Source organism: Halocalculus aciditolerans, assembly GCF_014647475.1.
GTDB lineage: Archaea > Halobacteriota > Halobacteria > Halobacteriales > Halobacteriaceae > Halocalculus > Halocalculus aciditolerans.
This window is the reverse complement of sequence record NZ_BMPG01000001.1, coordinates 1,021,787-1,040,505: the sequence shown is the minus strand read 5'-3', so window position 1 is coordinate 1,040,505 and position 18,719 is coordinate 1,021,787. Positions and strand designations below refer to the sequence as shown.

The window sequence follows — 18,719 nt, the reverse complement described above, 5'->3', positions numbered from 1 at the left end:
GCGTGCCTGCCAGCACAATCCTCATAGGCGTTCACCGAGAAATACGGGTATGAGCGAGACGCCGACGGTAGAGATATACACGAAGACGGACTGCCCGTACTGCGAGAAGGCGAAGGACCTCTTCGACGCGAAAGGCGTCGACTACGTCACCTACAACGTCACCGGCGACGACGAGCTGTTCGCGGAGATGAAAGAGCGCGCCGACGGCCGCGAGACAGCACCAGAGGTCTTCATCGACGACGAACTCATCGGCGGCTGGGACGACACCAGCGCCCTCGACGCGAAAGGCGAACTCGACGAGAAACTCGGCCTCGCCACCGACGGCGGCGACGACGTCGAGGAGCACCGCAAGCTCATCATCGCCGGTACCGGTATCTCCGCGCTCTCCGCCGCCATCTACGCCGGCCGCTCCGACAACGACCCCCTCCTCTTCGAGGGCGACGAACCCGGCGGCCAGCTCACGCTCACGACCGAGGTCGAGAACTACCCCGGCTTCCCCGAGGGCATCAGCGGCCCCGAGCTCATCAACAACATGAAGGAGCAGGCGAAGCGCTTCGGGGCCGAGATGGAACACGGCATCATCGAGAACGTTGACGACTCCCAGCGCCCGTTCCGCGTCGAGCTCGCGAACGGCGACGTCTACACCGCCGACGCCGTCATCGCCGCGTCTGGTGCATCTGCCCGCACCCTCGGCATCCCCGGCGAGGACGACCTCATGGGATACGGCGTCTCCACCTGCGCCACCTGCGACGGCGCGTTCTTCCGCGGCGAAGACATGATCGTCGTCGGCGGCGGCGACGCCGCCTTCGAGGAAGCCAACTTCCTCACGAAGTTCGCCGACACCGTCTACCTCGTCCACCGCCGCGAGGAGTTCCGCGCCGAAGACTACTGGCAAAAGCGCCTCGACGAGAAAGTCCAGGCCGGCGACATCGAAATCCTCACCAACACCGAACTCACCGAAGTCCACGGCACCCCCGAAGACGGCGTCTCCCACGTCGACCTCGTCCGCAACCCCGACGGCCACCCCAGCGAGAAACTCGACGACCCCGAAACGGAATCCTTCCAGATGGACGTCGGTGCCGTCTTCGTCGCCATCGGCCACACCCCCAACACCGACTACCTCCGGAACACCGCCGTCGAAACCGACGACGACGGCTACCTCATCACCGAAGGCGGCCGCGGAGCCGGCCAGACCAAAACCGGCGTCCCCGGCCTCTTCGGTGCCGGCGACGTCGTCGACTTCCACTACCAGCAAGCCGTCACCGCCGCCGGCATGGGGAGCGAGGCCGCCCTCGACGCCGACGACTACCTCGAAGACCTCCCCGATCAACCCGAAATCGAAGCCACCGACGCCGCGCCCGCGGACGACTAGACCAGTACCTTTTACGCTGCGCTCAGCGGCCTTCGGCCGCTTCGCTCGGTAAAAGCTACGCTAAAAGCATCACCAGAAATCTCCGATTTCTGGTTGGCTCACGAGACGCGAAGCGTCTCGTGAACAGCTCCTCCTTCGGTCCTTTCAGTCCCTCAGTCGTCGGCCCGCGGCTCGCTGGTTCGCGGCTTCGCCGCTCACCCGTTCCGTCGCGCGTAGCGCGACGTGTCGCTCGCCGCGGTGAACCGGCGACCTACCGGGTCCTAACGGACCGCTCGGTCGCCGGACGCTCACCAGGTTTTCGTTTGGACGGCCACAGCTGATTCATCGTTCAGTTCGGGCGGGAAATCGAAAGGGTTCTCGCGAGGGCCGCAGGCCCGAGTGAGAGCAAGCGGGGCGCGAAGCGTCCCGCCCTGGCCGAGTCGTCGGCGGTTCCGAGCGGCCCCTATCCCGAACGAAGTGAGGGATATGTCGCTCAGAACCGCCGAGGGCGAGGGGGCTTTCGGAAGCGACATAGACACTGGTCCGAACTTCTGAGCCCCCTAAACGAAATGCTACCCCAGATAGGAAACCCAGCACCTATACGCGCAGGCGGAGACAGATAGGTATGGCTGAACGCGTGACGTTCACGATTTCGGGTCCGGACGGCGAAGACGAGATCGAGCTTCCGGCGGGGCTCGTGGACATGCTCGGCGAGGAGGACGACGAGTCGCAGGCGCAGGTCGTCGGCGACATCACGACGATGGCGTTCGCGTCCCGCGCGCACATGATCGCGCACCACGGCGAGGGCGAGTCGAGCGAGGGCGTCGAGGACGTCGAGTCCGAGGCGATGGACCTCTTCGAGGAGCGCTTCGGCATGACGTACGGCGAGGCGACCGGCCACCAGCACTAGCAAGCCCTAAACGGTCGCCTTCGGCGACCGTTTACCCCTTGCAGATTCCCACCCGTTGCCGCGGGCGAACGCAGCCGGGCCGCCTCTGGCGGCCCGCGTCATTACGAACACCCATTATGCGTAGAACTACGCCAAGAAGACGAAAAGCGGACGCTAATGACTGAGACGCCGCCGGCCGTCGCGCGGGCGCTCGACGAACTCGCCGACAAGCATGAAGTTCGGGTCGTGCTCGCGCGGGAGGTGGGGAGTCGGGCGTGGGGGTTGGCGGGGCCGGCGAGCGACCACGACGTCGGCGTCGTCTTCGCGCAGGCACCAGTGGAGTACGCGCAGCTCGGGACGGCTACCGAGTCCGTGCACGAGGCGTTCGCGGGCGTGGACGTGAAGGCGTGGAACGTGACCCGGCTCGCGGAACTCGTCGTGGAGTCGAACCCCACGGTTCTGGAGTTCCTGGGGAGCGACGTCGAGTACGTCGAGGCCGTCGACGCCGACGCGCTCGCCGAGCACGCGCACGCGAACTTCGTACCCATCGACCTCTACCACCACTACCGCTCGCTGGCGACGCGCCAGCACGAGAAGTACGTTCGCTCGGGGACGGACGCGACGGTCTCTCGGAACCTCCACCTCGCCCGCGCGGGTCTCTACGCCCGGTACGTCCTCGCGACGCACGCCTTCCCGGCGCTCGACGTTCCGAGATTCCTCGACGACGAGGCCACCGCGCTGGCCGTTTCCGAGGGGGTGCTCGACCGCGTGCGCGACCTCGTCGCGCGGAAGCACGCGGGCGAGGGCGGCGTCGAGGTCGGCGACCCGTTCCCCGAACTCGCCACCGAACTGCCCGGACACGTCGACCCCGACGTCCACAACGTCCGCGGCATCGACGTCGACGTGGTGAACGCGTTCGTCGCGCGGTGTGTCGAGGCCGTTCAGACGTCGTAGGTGAGGAGGACGCCGTCGTCGAGGCGTTCGACGTCGACGAGGTCGAGGTCCGGGAAGCGCTCGACGAAGCCGTCGCCGTCCGCGGGCGTGGGGGCGTCGCGGCCGCCGATGACCATCGAGCCGACGTAAAGGGTGAAACGGTCGACGAGCCCCTCCTCGAAGAGGGAGAAGATGAGTTCGCCGCCGCCCTCCACGAGGAGGCGGTCGACGCCGCGGCCTTCGAGCGTGTCGAAGGCGTCGGCGAGGTCGACCCGGTTCGTGCCGGCGACGACGATTTCTGCACCGACGCCGGCGAGCGACTGCACGTGCTCCGTGGGTTCTTCCTCGGCGACGAGGACGAACGACCGCGCGGCGTCGTCGAGGACGTCGGCGTCCGGCGGGGTGCGGGCGTGCGAGTCGGCGACGACGCGCGCGGGCTGTCGCGGCTTCCTGTCGGCCTCGCGTTCGTCGGCGAGCGCGGGGTCTTTCACGGTGAGCGAGGGGTCGTCGGCGAGAACCGTGCCGACGCCGACCATGACGGCGTCGCTGTCCGCGCGCAGTCGGTCGACGCGCGTCATGTCCTCGGAGCCGCTGATGCGGATCTGTTCGCGTCGCCGCGAGGAGAGTTTCCCGTCCGCGCTCGCGGCGACGTTCACGTGGACGAACATAGCGCCTCTACCGCCGCGGCCCGAAAACGCGTTTCGCTTACGTTCGCGCGTCGACGTTCGGCGCGGGGACGTAGATGTCGTCGGTCAGGCCGGGTTCGGCGAGCGGGAAGTCGCCGTCGAGGCGCTCCGGCGTCTCGGGGGCGTCCGGGAGTCCGCCGGGCGGCGTGAAGTCGCCGAACGGATCGTCGGGGGCGACGCCGTAGCGCTCGAAGAACCCCTCGTAGCGCGCGTAGTAGGCGTCGCGCTCCGCGGGCGGGAACTCGACGAGGTCGCCCCACCCCTTCTCAGTGAAGGCGAATGTCCCCATGATGTGCGTGATTTCGCGGGCTTCGGCCTCCGGGTAGCCCTCGTCGAGCGCGTGCTCGTAGGCGTCGACGCTCGCGTCGAAGAGCGCCTCGAAGAACGCGCGGCGCGCCTCGGCGTCCACCTCGGAGGCGTCGACGAAGAAGTCCGCGTGGAGGTCGACGAGCCACGACCGCGTCCAGTGGCGGGCGACCGGGACGCCGAGGGCGGCCTGTGCGACGTAGTTCTTCCACGACTGGTAGAGACGCATATCCAGCGGTACCCGCGGAGGCCGGTTGGGCGTTGGGGCCGAAAATGGGACGAGCAGTCAGCGGCCGACTTCGTCGCGGACGGCGAAGTAGAGTATCCAGACGACGATGCTCCCGAAGAAGGAGGCGAGCGCCCACGCGAGCGCGTGTCGGCTGTCGAGTCGCTTCGCGTCGCGGTAGACGTAGACGCTGACGCCGACGACGACGAGGAACCAGAGGAGGGAGAGGATCGCTCCGGCCCCGCCGGCGGCGAGCGGGAGGGCTGTGAGCGCCATACCGGTGTCGTCACTCGTCGGATACTTCACCGTTCCGGCCGGTCAGCGAGGAACGTTTTTACTGTCGCGCCTCCGATTCGTACTCGATGGAACTCGACCAACATGCCGAGGAGCTCGCCTCCGACCTCGGTGTCGACAAACAGGAGGTCAAGACCGGACTCGAGAACCTCGTGGAGTATTCGGTGCCGCTCGAGGAAGCGAAGCAGAGCCTCCGCCGGAAGTACGGCGGGGGCGGCGGTGGCGGGTCGTCGTCGACGCCGACGGCGGCGAACGTCGCGGACGTCACCCCGGATTCGGGGAGTCTCACGCTCACCGTGACAGTCCTCACCGTCGGGAAGCGCTCGATCCGCTATCAGGGCGACGACCACGTCATCTTCGAGGGCGAACTCGCCGACGAGACGGGAAAGATCTCCTACACGGCGTGGGACGACTTCGGCCTGGAAGCCGGCGATACGGTGACGATCGGGAACGCGAGCGTCCGCGAGTACGAGGGGAACCCCGAGGTGAACTTCGGGGAGTCCTCGACCGTCGAACCCGCCGGCGAGGATCTCGATATCCCCTACGAGGTCGGCGGGGACAGCGCCCTCGCGGACCTCGACCCCGGCGACCGCGGGCGGAACGTCGACGTCCGCGTCGTCGACGTCGAAACCCGAACCATCGACGGGCGCGACGGCGAGACCGAGATTCTCTCCGGCGTGCTCGCCGACGAGTCCGCGAGCCTCCCCTTTACTGATTGGAACCCCCACCCCGAGCTCGCCGAAGGGACCTCCGTGCGTATCGAGGACGTCTACGTCCGCGAATTTAGAGGCGTCCCCTCGGTGAACGTCTCCGAGTTCTCGACGGTGCGCGAACTCGACGAGGCGGTGGAACCGGGCGGCCCCCAGAAGCTCTCGATCCGCGAGGCCGTCACGGGCGGCGGCGCGTACGACGTCGAACTCCTCGGGAACGTCATCGAGGTGCGGGACGGCTCCGGCCTCATCCAGCGCTGCCCCGAGTGCGGCCGCGTCACCCAGAAGGGCCAGTGTCGGACGCACGGCGAGGTCGACGGCGAGGACGACCTCCGCGTGAAAGCCATCCTCGACGACGGCACCGGGACTGTCACCGTTATCCTCGACGACGAGATGACGGCGGACGTCTACGGCGGCACGCTGGAGGACGCGCTCGAGGCCGCGCGCGAGGCGATGGACCAGGAGGTCGTCGCGGACACGATCCGCGAGCACATCGTCGGCCGCGAGTACCGCGTGCGCGGCCACCTCTCCGTCGACGACTACGGCGCGAACCTCGAAGCGACCGAGTTCGAACGCAGCGAGGACGACCCGGCCGCGCGTGCCGAGGCGCTCATCGAGGAGGTGAACGCATGAGCTCGAACGGGAACGACAACGACGTCATTCCGAGCCGCGAGGTCGCGTGGCGCGTGTTCGCGAGCGAGTTCGACGACGCCGACTTCTCCTACGCCGAATCCGACGAGGAGCGCGCGCCGAACTACGTCGTCACGCCGTCGGGCGCGCGCATCAACCGGCTGTTCGTCGTCGGCGTCCTCACCGAAGTCGAGGACGTGAACGAGGACGTCGTTCGCGCGCGCATCGTCGACCCGACGGGGGCGTTCGTCGTCTACGCCGGTCAGTACCAGCCGGACGCGCTCGCCTCCCTCGAGTCCGCTGAGACGCCGTCGTTCGTCGCGCTCTCCGGGAAAGCGCGGACGTTCGAACCCGACGACGCCGACGTCGTCTACACGAGCATCCGCCCGGAGTCCGTGAACGAGGTCGACGCCGACACCCGCGACCGCTGGGTCGTCAGGACCGCAGAACAGACGCTCGACCGCGTCAACACGATGGCCGCGGCGCTCGACCGCCCGGAGCGCGGCGACGACCTCGCCAGCGTTCTCGAAGACGGCGGCGTCCCCCCGGCGCTCGCCTCCGGGACCGCGCTCGCCATCGACCACTACGGCACCACCGAACACTACCTCGCGGGCCTCCGCGACCTCGCGCTCGACGCCGCGCGCGTCGTCACCGGCGAGAAGAGCGAAGTCGACGGCTTCGACCGCGCGCCCGACACCGACGGCGACGGCACCGTCGAACCCGCTACTCTCGACGTTGACGCAGCCACCGCCGACGAACCTCTCGACGCCGAGAGCGAGCGCGAGGAGCCCGAACCCGGCCCCGACGCCCCCGGCGAGGAACCGGTCGCCGAAGGGCCGACCGCTCGCGCGCTCGACGACGACGAACCCGAACCCGAGGAGTCCGACCTCGAACCCGAACCCGCGGACGCGGAACCGGAGCCGGAACCCCTCGACACGACCGAAGCGGAAGCCGAGAGCGAATCTGAACCGGACGCCGAAGTCGAACCGGATTCCGAGGCCGAAGCGGAAGCCGAGTCCGAAGTCGGGTCCGGGCAGGCGGACACCTCCGAAGTGACCGAGGACGTCGACGCTATCGAGACGGACGAGATGCAGGGGCTCACGGAGGAAGAACGCGAGGAGGTCGAGGAGAACTTCGACGTCGGGTTCAGCACGGGATCGGACATCCCCGACCAGGGCGAGGCGGACATCGAGACGCCGGAGCCCGAAGACGTCGAGGACCTCGAAGCCGCCGAGGAGCCGGGCGAAGGCCCGCTCGGAGACTTCGAGGACGCGAGCGAGGAAGACGAGGACGACCTCGACGACTTCACCGAAGCCGAGTACGACGAGCCGGAGTCCGACGCGGAGGACGAAGCTGCCGGGAAAATCGACGGCGACCTCGAGGACGTCGTCATCGACGAGATGCAGGCGCTCGACGACGGCGACGGCGCTGACCGCGACGAGCTCGTGCGGACGCTCGTCGAGTCCTCCGACGCCGGCGAGGACGAGATCGAGGACGCCATCCAGTCCGCGCTGATGAGCGGGCGGTGCTACGAGTCCGGCGAGGACCACCTGAAGGCCATCTAGCGTGGCTCGCGTCGACCCCGTGCCGGACGCGCCCGCCGCGGTCGCGCACGCGGACGGGGAGCGCGCCCTCGTCGTCGCCGACTACCACGCGGGCATCGAGCGGAGCCTCCGCCGCGACGGACTCGAGGTCCGCTCGCACGCCGCGGAGCGCCGCGAACGACTCCTCGACCTCCTCGACCGGACGGCCCCGGACCGGATGGTGTTCCTCGGCGACCTCGGCCACCACATCGGCGAACCCGACGGCGAGGAACGCGAGGAGCTGGAGGCGCTCGTGGACGCCATCGACGTCCCCGTGACGCTCGTCAAAGGAAACCACGACGGAAAGCTCGACGCCGTCGTCGACAGCGTGACGGCGGGCGACGGAATTCGCGTCGGCGACGTCGGATTCACGCACGGCCACACGTGGCCCGCCCGCCGCGTGCTCGACGCGGACGTCGTCTGCATGGGCCACGAACACCCCACTGTCCGCCTCGCCGACGACGTCGGCGGCTCCAGAGTCGAACGCGTCTGGCTCCGCGGCCCCCTCGACCCCGCGCCGTTCGAAGCGCACTACGACGACTTCAACCTCTCGGGTGACCCGTCTGCCGAACCGGGCCACACGTTCGGTGAACTCGTCGTCTTCCCCGCGTTCAACGACCTCTCGTCGGGGACGTGGGTGAACGTCGACGGGCAGGAGTTCCTCGCGCCGTTCCTCCCCGCGGCGCTCCCGGAGGCGGACGCCTATCTCCTCGACGGCACGCGCCTCGGCCCGTATCGCTCACTCTGAGCGGACGGGCGCGGGCGGGGCGAGCTCCTCCCACTCCCGCTCGGCGAGCCACTCACAGAGCTGCACGAGCTGGTCGGACGCCGCCTCGAACAGCTCCTCGCCCTTCTCGGCCGTCGCGTCCGTCTGGTCGCCGAACACGCCGTTCTCCGAGTTCTCCACCGCGTCGTAGTACGTCCGCGCGCCGTTCTGCATCGTCAGCGCCGGCGTAATCGTCTCCACGCCGCCCGCGTGGGCGTCCTCCAGCCGGTCGTCGTGGACGAGGTCCCCGTGGAGGTACTGAATCAACGCCGTCTCCTTCGGCCCGCCGTGCGGCCCGTTGTGCTCGAAGGCCTCCTCGACTACGTCGGGAATCGACTCGTCCCACATCCACTCGACCGCGTAGGCGACGCCGTCGTCGCGGAGCCGCCGCCCCACTTCTCGGAGGTGCTGGACGTTCCCGCCGTGCGCGTTCACGAAGACGACGCGGTCGACGCCGTGGTAGGCGAGGTTCCGCGTGAAGCTCTCCACGTAGTCGCGGAACGCCGGCGCGTCCACCCACATCGTCCCCGGGAACTGGCGGTGGTGCGGGCTCACGCCGATGTTCACCGTCGGCGTGCAGAGGTAGCCCGTCCGCGCCGCCGCCTCCCGCGCGAACGCCTCCGCGATGACGTGGTCCGTTCCCTCCGGGAGGTGCGGGCCGTGTTGCTCGGTGCTCCCGAGCGGCACGAGCGCCAGCGACTCCGCCTCGAAGTACGACTCCAGGTCCGGCCACGCCTCGTCAGCCAGATACATACGGCGAGCTACGGACTCGGGGGCGAGAAAGATTCGGGTCGGCGAACCGGCCGGACGGCCGGGGAGAAACAGACGAAACGCGCTCTCGGACTACTTCTCGACGATGACGTACTCGTTGCCGTACTCGTCCATCATGATGAGCTTGTGGCCGTCGCCGTCGTACTCCGCGTGGTCGAAGACCTCGTAGCGGTCGTCCTGCTCGTAATGCTCGATGCCGGTGTCGAGGCCCTCAGCGAGCTCGTCGAGGTCCTTCGCCTCGCCGCTACTCCCGTTCTCGTCGGCCCACTCCGGCTCCTCGACGCCCCGCTCGTCCGCGGACGCATCGTCAGCGGACTCGGCGGCCTCGTCGCTCTGCGTCGTCTCCGGGGCGTCGGACGGCTCCGTCTCCTGCACGCTCTCGACGGACTCCGCCTCCGACGCGAGGTCGTCGAGACTCCGCGTGTCCTGCGTCGGCTGCTCGACCGGCTGTGCGCCGGTCGCCTGCACCGACGACGACCCCGCGTCGGCCTGTGCGGACCGCTGGGTCTGTGCGCTCGTCTGTGCGTCGGCCGACTCGGTGGACGCCGCCTCGCTCGTCTGCTCCGGCGAGGACGTCGCCGCGTTCTCGTCCGGCCAGAGCGCGTCGGTCTCCTCCTGCACGTCGTCGAGCGCGTTCTCGGCGTCGTCGATGGCCGCCTCGGCGTCTTCGACTTCCTCGCGGAGGTCCGTGACGCTGTCCGGTCCGGTCGTCACCGGCTCGTCGGCCAACCCGGCTTCCTCCTGCACGTCGTCGAGCGCGTCCTCCGCGTTATCGATGGCCGCCTCGGCGTCTTCGACTTCCTCGCGGAGGTCCGTGACGCTGTCCGGCCCGGTCGTCACCGGCTCGTCGGCCGTCGAATCGGTCTCGGACTCGGAGTCCGCGTCCGCCTCGGACTCCACCGTCTCGGGCGTCGACTCGGTCTCCGTCACGTCCGTGACGTTGTCCGGTCCGCTGGTCGTCGTCGTTTCCGGGGAATCGGCCGTCTCCGTCGACGCCTGTTCAGAGTCGTCGGACGCCGCCGTGTCGTCGCTGTCGGAGGTCTCGCCGTCGGTCGCGTCGGTGACGTTCTCCGGCGAACTCGTCGTCGTCTCAGCGGGCTCGGAGGACTCGGAACCGTCGGAGGACGCCGGGTCGCTGTCCCCGTCGGCGTTCCGGTCCGCCGTCGACTCGGACTCAGACGTCGACTGCTGGCTCGCCTCCGCCTGCGTCTCCACAGACGACTGCGACTGCGCGTCGGCGTCTCCTTCAGTTTCCGTCTCAGTCTCGGACTGCGTGTCGTCCGCTGTGGACTGAGCGGCCGCCGCAGTCTCCGTCTCGGACTGCGTGTCGTCCGTCTGCGTGTCGTCCGTCTGCTGGTCGGCCGAGCGCGTCTCGCTGGCCGTGGTGGTCGAAGCGGCCGCGGAGCCGGCGGCGTCGGCGGTCGCGTCGCCGTCCGCGTTCGCGGTGGTATCAGCGGTCGAATTCGAGGGGGGCTGGCTGTCGCCGTCGAAGGTCTCGCCGCGGCCGTCGTAGTTGTCGCCGTCCGCGCTCGTGCCGGCGGAGCGCGTGTGGCCGCGCGGGCGTTCGATGACGGTGCCGCCGGAGCCGACGGCGACGTCGCCGTTCGAGCCGAGGACGACGTCGTAGAGCGTCTCCTTCGTCGGCGTGTGCGTCTTCTCCCAGCGGTCGCCACCGAACTGGCGCTCGTAGAAGCTCCCGCCGTCGCCGAGAACGACCATCTGCGAGTCGTAGATGTCGAAGGAGTGGAGAGCCGTGTTCCCAACGGCGAGCGGCGTCCACGAGCGGTAGGAGTCGTCGTAGCGGTAGACGCGGCCGTCGCCGCCGGCGACGTAGACTTTGCCGTGCGTGCCGGCGTGGATGTCGTAGAATTTGACCTGCGCGTCGACGACGCCGACGTCTTCCCAGCCGCTGTCGGGTGTGGTCTTGAACGCGTTCCCGGAGGTGTCGACGGCGTAGCCGACGCCCTCGGGGCTGGCGGCGAGGGCGGAAATCTTCGCGGCTTTCCCGCTGACGGGCTTCATCGTCGGCTCCCAGTTGACGTCGAAGCCGTCGATGGTGAACGGGAGGATTTCGCCGGAGCCGTTCGCGGCGAGCCCCTTCTCGCTGCCGGCGGTTCCGGAGACGGCGATTCCCTCCCACGTGCTCGTCATCTCGTGCGGGTACGAGTAGTCGTACTTCCGGCGAGTCTCGACGTCGTAGCAGCCGAGCGCGCCGGAGGAGCCGAGGAACCAGAGGCGCTTCCCGTCGTCCGTGACGTCCATCGCGCGGAGCTGGTTGTCCTTCGCGCCGGGGCCGTCGTCGAAGACGATCTCCCAGCCGTTCTCGTTCCGGTTACCAGCGAGGACGCCACCGCTCCCGATCGCGTACGGGCCGACGGCCGTCTGACAGACCTCCATGAGGTCCGTCTCGAAGTCGGTTTCGACGACGCGCCATTCCGGGTCATCAGCGTCGGGGCCTTGGTCCCACATATATTCCACTTACAGATGCTTGCAAATAAACCCTTTCCCCCACGAAACCAAGCGGCCGGCGGCGGTGCGCTTAACCGCCGTCCGACGGTAGTACAGCCATGAGCGAAACGGGCGTCGTGGAGGCGTTCACGACCCTCGGACCCGCCGTCAGGGACGCACTCGGCGCGCGCGGCTTCACCCGACCGACCGAGCCACAGCAGCGCGCGATTCCGCCGCTCGTCGCCGGCCGCGACGCGCTCGTCGTCGCGCCCACGGGCACCGGGAAGACCGAGACCGCGATGCTCCCCGTGCTCGACGCTATCGCCGAATCGGGGGAAACGTTCGGTATCTCCGCACTCTACGTCACGCCGCTGCGCGCGCTCAACCGCGACATGCGCGAGCGCCTCGACTGGTGGGGCGAACAGTTAGGCATCGAAATCGACGTCCGGCACGGCGACACGACGCAGTACCGCCGCGGCCAGCAGGCCGACGACCCGCCCGACGTGCTCGTGACGACGCCGGAGAGCCTGCAGGCGATGCTCACCGGGTCGAAACTCCGCGTCGCCCTCTCGGACGTCGAGCACGTCGTCGTCGACGAAGTCCACGAGCTCGCGGGCTCGAAGCGCGGCGCGCAGCTCTCGGTCGGCCTCGAGCGCCTCGTCGAAGTCGCGGGCGACTTCCAGCGCATCGGCCTCTCCGCCACCGTGGGCGACCCCGAGGAGGTCGGCGCGTTCCTCACGGGCGGCCGCGGCTGCGAAGTCGTCGAAGTCGACATCGCCTCGAAAGTCGAGTTCGCAGTGCGAGAGCCCGAAGTCACCGCCGCCGACGAGGCGACCGGGAACGAACTCATGACGAGCGCGGACATGGCGAGTCACGTCCGCGCCATCCTCGAACTCGTCGAGGACCACGACTCCACGCTCGTCTTCGTGAACACCCGGCAGACCGCCGAAGCGCTCGGCTCGCGTTTCAAAGAACTCGACGCGAACATCGGCGTCCACCACGGGAGCCTCTCGAAGGACGCGCGCATCGACGTCGAAGACCGCTTCAAAGCCGGCGACCTCGACGCGCTCCTCTGCACGAGTTCGATGGAGCTCGGCATCGACGTCGGCCGCATCGACCACGTCGTCCAGTACCAGAGTCCCCGGGAAGTCGCGCGCCTCCTCCAGCGCGTCGGGCGCGCGGGCCACCGTCAGGACGAGGTCTCCCGCGGGACGATCATCACCGGCCACCCGGACGACACGTTCGAAGCGCTCGCTATCGCCCGACGCGCGGCCGCCGGCGACGTCGAAGTCACGCAGATTCACCACGGGAGCCTCGACACGCTCGCGAACCAGATCGTGGGGTGTGTGATGGACGACGGCGAACTCCCGGCGCGCCGCGCCTACGAGATCTGCACGCGCGCCTACCCCTTCCGCGACCTCGACGAGGAGACGTTCAAGGAGGTCGTGCGAGAGCTCCACGCGAACCGCGTGCTCTACCTCGACGAGGACGCGGACACGCTCAACAAATCGGGCGGGACGTTCCAGTACTTCTACGCGAACCTCTCGATGATTCCCGACGAAGAGACCTACGAGGTCTACGACATGGCGCGCGGGAGACAAATCGGGACGCTCGACGAGCGCTTCGTCGTGAATTTTGCTGAGCCTGGCGCGTCCTTCATCCAGCGCGGCGAGATGTGGCGCATCGCCGAAATCGACGAGGAGGAGTCGAGAGTCCGCGTCTCCCCCATCGAGGACCCGACCGGCGAAGTCCCCTCGTGGACGGGCCGAGAGATTCCCGTCCCGTACGAGGTCGCGCAGGAAGTCGGAGAGATTCGAGGCGTCGCCGGCCCGCAGTTCGCCGCGGGCGCAGACACCGCGAGCGTCGCGCGCGAGTTCACGCAACGATACCCGACCGACCAGTACACCGCCGAACAGGCCCTCGAACAGGTCGAACGGCACGTCGACGCCGACGCGCCTGTCCCCGACCAGGACACGCTCGTCGTCGAGGCGCACGGGAACGACATCGTCGTCAACGCACCGTTCGGTCACCGGGTGAACGAAACCCTCGGACGACTCCTCTCCGCGCTCCTCGGCCAGCAGACCGGCTCCTCTGTCGGCCTCGACGCCGGCCCCTACCGCATCGAACTCGAAGTGCCGGCGAAGACGAGCGCGACCGACGTCATCGACGTCCTCGAAACGACAGACCCCGCGCACGTCAAGCCGCTCCTCGAACTCTCCCTCAAGAAATCCGACGCGCTGAAGTTCACGCTCAGCCACGTCGCCGCGAAGTTCGGCGCGCTCAAACGCTGGAAGGGACGCGACGGCGTCGGCCTCAACCGCGTGCTCGCCGCGCTCGAAGACACGCCGGTGTACGACGAGGCGATACGCGAAATCTTCCACCGCGACCTCGACGTCGAGCGAGCGCGCGAGATACTCGAACGCATCCGATCCGGAGACCTCGCCGTCGAAACCCACCGGGGGCGAACACCCATCGGCGTCGACGGCCGCTCTAGCGGGAAGGAGCTCCTCACGCCCGAGAACGCCGACGCCAGCGTCGTGAGGGCCGTGAAAGAACGCATCGCCGGCGACCGCGTGAAGCTCGTCTGCCTCAACTGCCTCGACTACGAGCACACCACGAAAGTCGGGCGCGTCCGCGACCAGCCCCAGTGCCCGCACTGCGACTCCACTCGCATCGCCGCGCTCTCCCCCTGGGCCGACGACGTCGTCTCCGCCCTCAAACAGGACGACAAAGACCCGGAGGAGGAGAAGATGACCGAGCGCGCCTACCGGAACGCCAGCATCGTCCAGACCCACGGCAAAAAGGCCGTCATCGCGCTCACCGCCCGCGGCGTCGGCCCACAGAACGCCGCCCGCGTCATCAACAACCACCGCGAGGACGAAGCCGACTTCTACCGCGACATCCTCGAACGCGAACGCGAATACGCGAGAACCAAAGCCTTCTGGTAGTCCCTTTTTACTCGTCGGGTTTCCTCGCTCGCTGCGCTCGCTGTGGGAACCCTCCTCGCAAAAAGCTACGCTAAAAACGCTCCGCGAACGCGTCGCGTTCGCGGTGAACGCGCTCGCTCGGGTTCTTGGCGGGACCCACCGGTCCCGCTTGCCCGCACTCGTCTTCGACTCGCGCGGACTCCGAACCACTCGCTCGCGCGATGCTTGTGATTCCCGTTTCACTGGCTGTTCCTGCGAGAGTTTATCCGTGAGAGCGCGGCGAACTCGCGGTATCGCCTGAAAATGGCGGGCGTCGGCCGAGGCGGGAGCGCGGCACACCGACGCCTGAGAGCGCGTGCCGCCTGTTCGCAGCCCGCTCGGCGAGTGTGCGTGTTTATCCGTCGTCGGCGAGAAACGACGGCACCCCCGATGAAACTACTCAGGTTCACCGCCGCCGGGTCCATCACTCTCACCGGACTCGTCCTCCTCGTCCCGAACGCCGCACAGCTCTTCGCCAGCCCGCCGCTCGTCGGCTTCGTCCTCGCGGCGCTCGCCTCCATCATCTCGCTCGGCCTCGTCGCCGTCGGCCCGCTCGTCTACCGCGCCGACATCGACGACGTGAACACCGCTCGGGTCGCCGGCTGGAACCTCCTCGGCCTCGCCGTCCTCGGATTCGTCTTCACGCTCGTCTTCACCTACCAGCCGGTGGACAACACGCCGTTCATCTTCGCCGCCGTCCTCTCCGCCGGCGCGGTCGCACACGTCATCATCGGCGTCTACGACGTCCGGCGTATCCGCGCTGAAGAACTCGCGACCGAACGCGAGAAGCTCGCCGTGTTGAACACGCTCGTCCGCCACAACCTCCGACACGACGCACAGCTCCTGCTCGCCGCCGCGAGCGTCGTCGACACGGACTCCATCCCCGGAGAGCACGTCCGCACGGTCGCGGACGACCTCGCAGAGATGAACGAGAACGTGAAGACCATCGAGCAGTCCCTCGAAGAACACCCGCACGAGATCGACGTCGCCGCGGTCTGCCGCGAGGCCGTCGTCGACGCGCGCGACGAGTACGCGGACCGCGAGTTCGTCCTCGACGCCCCGGACTCGCTCACGGCGACGGCGAACGACCACTTCCGCGCCGCGGTCGACGAGCTCGTCGAGAACGCCGTCGAGCACGGGGCGGGAACCGTCACCGTTCACGCGACCGACGCGGGCGGCTCCGTCGAAGTAAGCGTGAGCGACGACGGGGACGGCATCCCCGCGAAGGAGCGCGAACTCGTCCTCGGCGAACGCCCCATCACGCAGCTCGAACACGGGAGCGGGCTCGGCCTCTGGCTCGTCCGGTGGACGGTCGAGGGCGTCGGCGGTTCGCTCGCCTTCGACGACGCCGGCTCCCGCGCCGTCGTCACGCTCCCCGCCTAATCGCGTAGCTCGCTACCGTGTTTCGAAGTAGCTTTTCACACGAGTAGCGGCAAGTCCGAGTATGGGCCGACCAGACCCACTCGGTCGCGCGATGCTCGACTACGCCCGCGGCGACTACGAGCGCGGCGCGTGCGAGTACGTCACCGCCGAGGCGGACGCCCCGCGAAACGACGCGGAACACGCGAACGGCGAAGGTGTCGGTGGCGAGCGCCGCGAACGCGCTCGGGTCTTCGAGAACTACTTCGACGGGCCGAACCCCGCGAGCGAGGACGTGCCCGCGCGGCTCTCCCGACTCGCCAACGCTGGTGGGCGCGTGCTCGACGTCGGCTGCGGGGCCGGCCAGCACGCGCGCTGGCTGCAAGAACGCGTCACGACGCTGGCCGCGGACGCGTCGCCGAACGCGGTATGCGCGGCGCGCGAGATGGGCGTCGTGCACGCCGCGGAGATGGATCTCTTCGACCTCGCCGTCCCCGCGGACGCGTTCCGCGGCGTCCACTGCATCGGCACGCAGGCGACGCTCAACCGGCCGGGAACGACGTTCACGGACGTCCTCGACGAGTTCGCGCGCGTCACGGACGACGCCGGCGTCGCGTTCGTCGACGCCTTCGACCCCGAGCACGCCGACGCCGACCGCCTCTTCGGCTACCGCGACGACCCCCGCGACGGCCTCGCCTCCCGCGCGTTCCGCGTCGAGTACGACGGCGAGGTCGGGCGCACGCTCGCGTTCACGCTCTACGCGCCCGACCGATTCCGCGATGCCGCCGCCGGGACCGAGTGGCGTGTCGCCGACGCCGAACCGGCCGCCGACACGCCGCACTACGTCGTCGAACTCCGGAAGCAGTTGAGGGGGGACAACGACTAAACCGTCTCCCGACGGAAACGTGAACATGGTGACCGAGACCACGCGTGACGGGATGACGTGGTACGAGTGCGAGAAATGCGGCCTCCTCTTCGACAACGTCGAGGACGCGGAGTCACACGAAGCGAACTGCGACGCCGAAGACCCCTCCTACATCCAGTGACCGACCGCGGTTCGGCGGTCGCCGGCGAGCGTCGTCAGTCAGTCGAGCGGACGATCTCGTAGGCGTACTCGGCGAGGTCGGACTCCTCGAAGACGAAGACGCGGCCGCTGACCTCGTCGAGGTCGGCGGTGATCTCGACCGCGTACCCCTCCTGTCGCGCGACGACGCCCGGGAAGATCGATTCTTCGTCGCCGGCGTCGAGGAGGACGCGGCCCACGCCGGACTCCTCGAGGATGGCGTCGTCGGTCTTCCGGTCGTTCACGTAGACGAGCACGCCTTCTTCGCCTTCGGCGTCGGTGACGAGGACGTGGACGTCGCGTTCGGGGGCGGTGCGCACGCTCCCGTCGCGCTTCTCGGGGACGCCGTTGTAGAAGACGCGACGGCCGTCCGCGTACTCGACGAAGACGCCTTCGGCGTCGAGTTCGACGGTGAGCGGGTCCGGGGCGCGTTCGGTGCGCTGCGTCATACCCGTCGTTCGCTCGCGCGCCGGAAAAGCGCGCCGAGTCGCGTTTGTCACGACCGAAGGCGCTAACTGTCCGCTGTGACTCTCTCCCGCATGGACGGTCGCGCCATCGCGCCCGGAGCCGGAACCGTACTGTGCGCGCTCGCGACGGGCGTCGGGTCGGCGTTCGCCATCGACCTCGACGTGACGGCGTCCGTGACGCTCGAACCCGAGCAGTCGTCGGTCGAGGGCCGGGTCGCCGGCGACGCGGACGCGGACACGTCGCTCGTCGAGCGCTGCGTCGAACTCACTGTCGCGGCGTACGGCGAGAGCGACCCCGGCGGCGTCGTGGAGACGGAGAGCGAGATTCCGATGGCGTCGGGGTTGAAGAGTTCGAGCGCCGCGGCGAACGCGACCGTGCTCGCGACGCTCGACGCGCTCGGCCGCGCGGACGAGGTGTCGCGCGAGGACGCCTGCCGCGTCGGCGTGCGCGCCGCCCGGGAGACCGGCGTGACCGTGACGGGCGCGTTCGACGACGCCTCCGCGAGCATGCTCGGCGGCGTCACCGTCACGAACAACACCGAGGACGCGCTCGTCGCCCGCGACGAACTCGACGCGCACGCGCTCGTCTACACGCCCGACGAGCGCGCGTACAGCGCGGACGCGGACACCGCGCGCTGCCAGCGCGTCGCCGGAACCGCCGACGTCGTGGAGGAGCTCGCGCTCGCCGGCCGGTACGGGGAGGCGATGACCGTCAACGGCTGGGCGTTCTGCGCCGCGCTCGACCGACAGACCGAGCCGATGCTCGCCGCGCTCCCGGAGGCCGACGGCGTCTCCCTCTCCGGGACGGGCCCGAGCTACGTCGCCATCGGCGACGAAGACGCACTCACGGAGATACGCAACTCATGGGACGAAATGACCGGAACGACGAGACTGGTACGGACGAGGAACGACGGCGCGCGGACGACATGAGCCTCGACGAGCTGCGCGCGGAGATCGAGGGGATCGACCACGACATCGTCGAGCTCATCGCGCGGCGCACGTACGTCGCCGACTCCGTCGCGCGCGTGAAAGAGGAACGCGACCTCGCGACCACCGACGAGACCCAGGAGGAAGCCGTCATGGAGCGCGCCGGCAAGTACGCCGAGCGCTACGACGTCGACTCCAACATGGTGAAAGCCATCTTCCGCCTCCTCATCGAACTGAACAAGATCGAACAGCGCGAGAGCCGATAGCCTTTCAACCACCGCGTCGTGTCGCGACGCGGCCGGGAGTCGGCTCCGGGGGCGAGTGTCGCGGTGGCCGGACGAGTT

General features: G+C 68.8%; 18 protein-coding genes. 12 read left to right on the top strand and 6 right to left on the bottom strand.

Annotation, left to right across the window (positions count from 1 at the left end; genetic code table 11):
- The first annotated feature begins 49 nt into the window (after window positions 1–49).
- From IEY26_RS05320 to IEY26_RS05310, 3 genes are all read left to right on the top strand, one after another.
- Window positions 50–1,372: an FAD-dependent oxidoreductase gene (locus IEY26_RS05320; protein ID WP_188976565.1), complete on the top strand. Its 1,323-nt coding sequence runs from the start codon at window positions 50–52 to the stop codon at window positions 1,370–1,372.
- A 604-nt stretch (window positions 1,373–1,976) separates the two neighbouring features.
- Window positions 1,977–2,261: a DUF7545 family protein gene (locus tag IEY26_RS05315; protein WP_188976563.1), complete on the top strand. Its 285-nt coding sequence runs from the start codon at window positions 1,977–1,979 to the stop codon at window positions 2,259–2,261.
- 156 nt (window positions 2,262–2,417) lie between these two features.
- Window positions 2,418–3,194, top strand: a complete 777-nt coding sequence (locus tag IEY26_RS05310) for a nucleotidyltransferase domain-containing protein (protein WP_188976561.1) — start codon at window positions 2,418–2,420, stop codon at window positions 3,192–3,194.
- Here the strand turns inward: IEY26_RS05310 and IEY26_RS05305 are convergent.
- From IEY26_RS05305 to IEY26_RS05295, 3 genes are read right to left on the bottom strand one after another with little or no spacing between them, the layout of a single operon-like run.
- Window positions 3,182–3,841 (bottom strand): 2,5-diamino-6-(ribosylamino)-4(3H)-pyrimidinone 5'-phosphate reductase, encoded by a 660-nt coding sequence (locus IEY26_RS05305; RefSeq protein WP_188976559.1) that lies wholly within the window; start codon window positions 3,839–3,841, stop codon window positions 3,182–3,184. The two genes, IEY26_RS05310 and IEY26_RS05305, sit on opposite strands and share 13 nt — an antisense overlap.
- Window positions 3,842–3,878: 37 nt before the next feature.
- Window positions 3,879–4,394, bottom strand: a complete 516-nt coding sequence (locus tag IEY26_RS05300; RefSeq protein ID WP_188976557.1) for a DUF6149 family protein — start codon at window positions 4,392–4,394, stop codon at window positions 3,879–3,881.
- Window positions 4,395–4,451: 57 nt separating this feature from the next.
- Entirely contained in the window at window positions 4,452–4,667 is a 216-nt protein-coding gene (locus tag IEY26_RS05295; protein WP_188976555.1) for a hypothetical protein, read from the bottom strand.
- Between the two features lie 86 nt (window positions 4,668–4,753).
- Here IEY26_RS05295 and IEY26_RS05290 point away from each other — a divergent pair, with 86 nt between their 5' ends.
- From IEY26_RS05290 to IEY26_RS05280, 3 genes are read left to right on the top strand one after another with little or no spacing between them, the layout of a single operon-like run.
- Window positions 4,754–6,028, top strand: coding sequence for a Single-stranded DNA binding protein (locus IEY26_RS05290; protein WP_188976553.1), 1,275 nt, complete (start codon window positions 4,754–4,756; stop codon window positions 6,026–6,028).
- The gene (locus IEY26_RS05285) at window positions 6,025–7,590 is read left to right on the top strand and encodes a hypothetical protein (protein ID WP_188976551.1); all 1,566 of its coding nucleotides are present in this window, start codon (window positions 6,025–6,027) and stop codon (window positions 7,588–7,590) included. The genes IEY26_RS05290 and IEY26_RS05285 overlap by 4 nt, the downstream gene beginning before the upstream one ends.
- A 1-nt stretch (window position 7,591) precedes the next feature.
- A complete protein-coding gene (locus IEY26_RS05280) occupies window positions 7,592–8,356 on the top strand; it encodes a metallophosphoesterase (protein WP_188976549.1) in 765 nt (254 codons plus the stop codon).
- Here IEY26_RS05280 and IEY26_RS05275 read toward each other — a convergent pair.
- Window positions 8,348–9,127 carry a creatininase family protein gene (locus IEY26_RS05275; RefSeq protein WP_188976547.1) on the bottom strand — a complete coding sequence of 260 codons (780 nt, stop codon included), beginning with the start codon at window positions 9,125–9,127 and terminating at the stop codon, window positions 8,348–8,350. The genes IEY26_RS05280 and IEY26_RS05275 overlap by 9 nt on opposite strands.
- Window positions 9,128–9,217: 90 nt before the next feature.
- The gene (locus IEY26_RS05270; RefSeq protein WP_188976545.1) at window positions 9,218–11,614 is read right to left on the bottom strand and encodes a hypothetical protein; all 2,397 of its coding nucleotides are present in this window, start codon (window positions 11,612–11,614) and stop codon (window positions 9,218–9,220) included.
- A gap of 98 nt (window positions 11,615–11,712) precedes the next feature.
- Between IEY26_RS05270 and IEY26_RS05265 the strand changes: the two genes are divergently transcribed.
- From IEY26_RS05265 to IEY26_RS17645, 4 genes are all read left to right on the top strand, one after another.
- Window positions 11,713–14,541, top strand: coding sequence for a DEAD/DEAH box helicase (locus IEY26_RS05265; protein ID WP_188976543.1), 2,829 nt, complete (start codon window positions 11,713–11,715; stop codon window positions 14,539–14,541).
- Between the two features lie 408 nt (window positions 14,542–14,949).
- Window positions 14,950–15,942 (top strand): sensor histidine kinase, encoded by a 993-nt coding sequence (locus IEY26_RS05260; protein ID WP_188976541.1) that lies wholly within the window; start codon window positions 14,950–14,952, stop codon window positions 15,940–15,942.
- A 61-nt stretch (window positions 15,943–16,003) separates the two neighbouring features.
- On the top strand, window positions 16,004–16,804 hold the full coding sequence (locus IEY26_RS05255; protein WP_188976539.1) for a class I SAM-dependent methyltransferase: 801 nt from the start codon (window positions 16,004–16,006) through the stop codon (window positions 16,802–16,804).
- A gap of 25 nt (window positions 16,805–16,829) precedes the next feature.
- The gene (locus IEY26_RS17645; RefSeq protein ID WP_268239798.1) at window positions 16,830–16,964 is read left to right on the top strand and encodes a DUF7128 family protein; all 135 of its coding nucleotides are present in this window, start codon (window positions 16,830–16,832) and stop codon (window positions 16,962–16,964) included.
- A gap of 34 nt (window positions 16,965–16,998) precedes the next feature.
- On the opposite strand, the gene IEY26_RS05250 is transcribed toward IEY26_RS17645, so the two are convergent.
- A complete protein-coding gene (locus IEY26_RS05250; RefSeq protein ID WP_188976537.1) occupies window positions 16,999–17,430 on the bottom strand; it encodes a DUF5796 family protein in 432 nt (143 codons plus the stop codon).
- A 90-nt stretch (window positions 17,431–17,520) separates the two neighbouring features.
- Between IEY26_RS05250 and IEY26_RS05245 the strand changes: the two genes are divergently transcribed.
- Window positions 17,521–18,378: a shikimate kinase gene (locus IEY26_RS05245; RefSeq protein ID WP_188976535.1), complete on the top strand. Its 858-nt coding sequence runs from the start codon at window positions 17,521–17,523 to the stop codon at window positions 18,376–18,378.
- Complete coding sequence (locus IEY26_RS05240) at window positions 18,312–18,641, top strand: chorismate mutase (protein WP_188976533.1); 330 nt, start codon at window positions 18,312–18,314, stop codon at window positions 18,639–18,641. The genes IEY26_RS05245 and IEY26_RS05240 overlap by 67 nt, the downstream gene beginning before the upstream one ends.
- Window positions 18,642–18,719 lie beyond the last annotated feature (78 nt).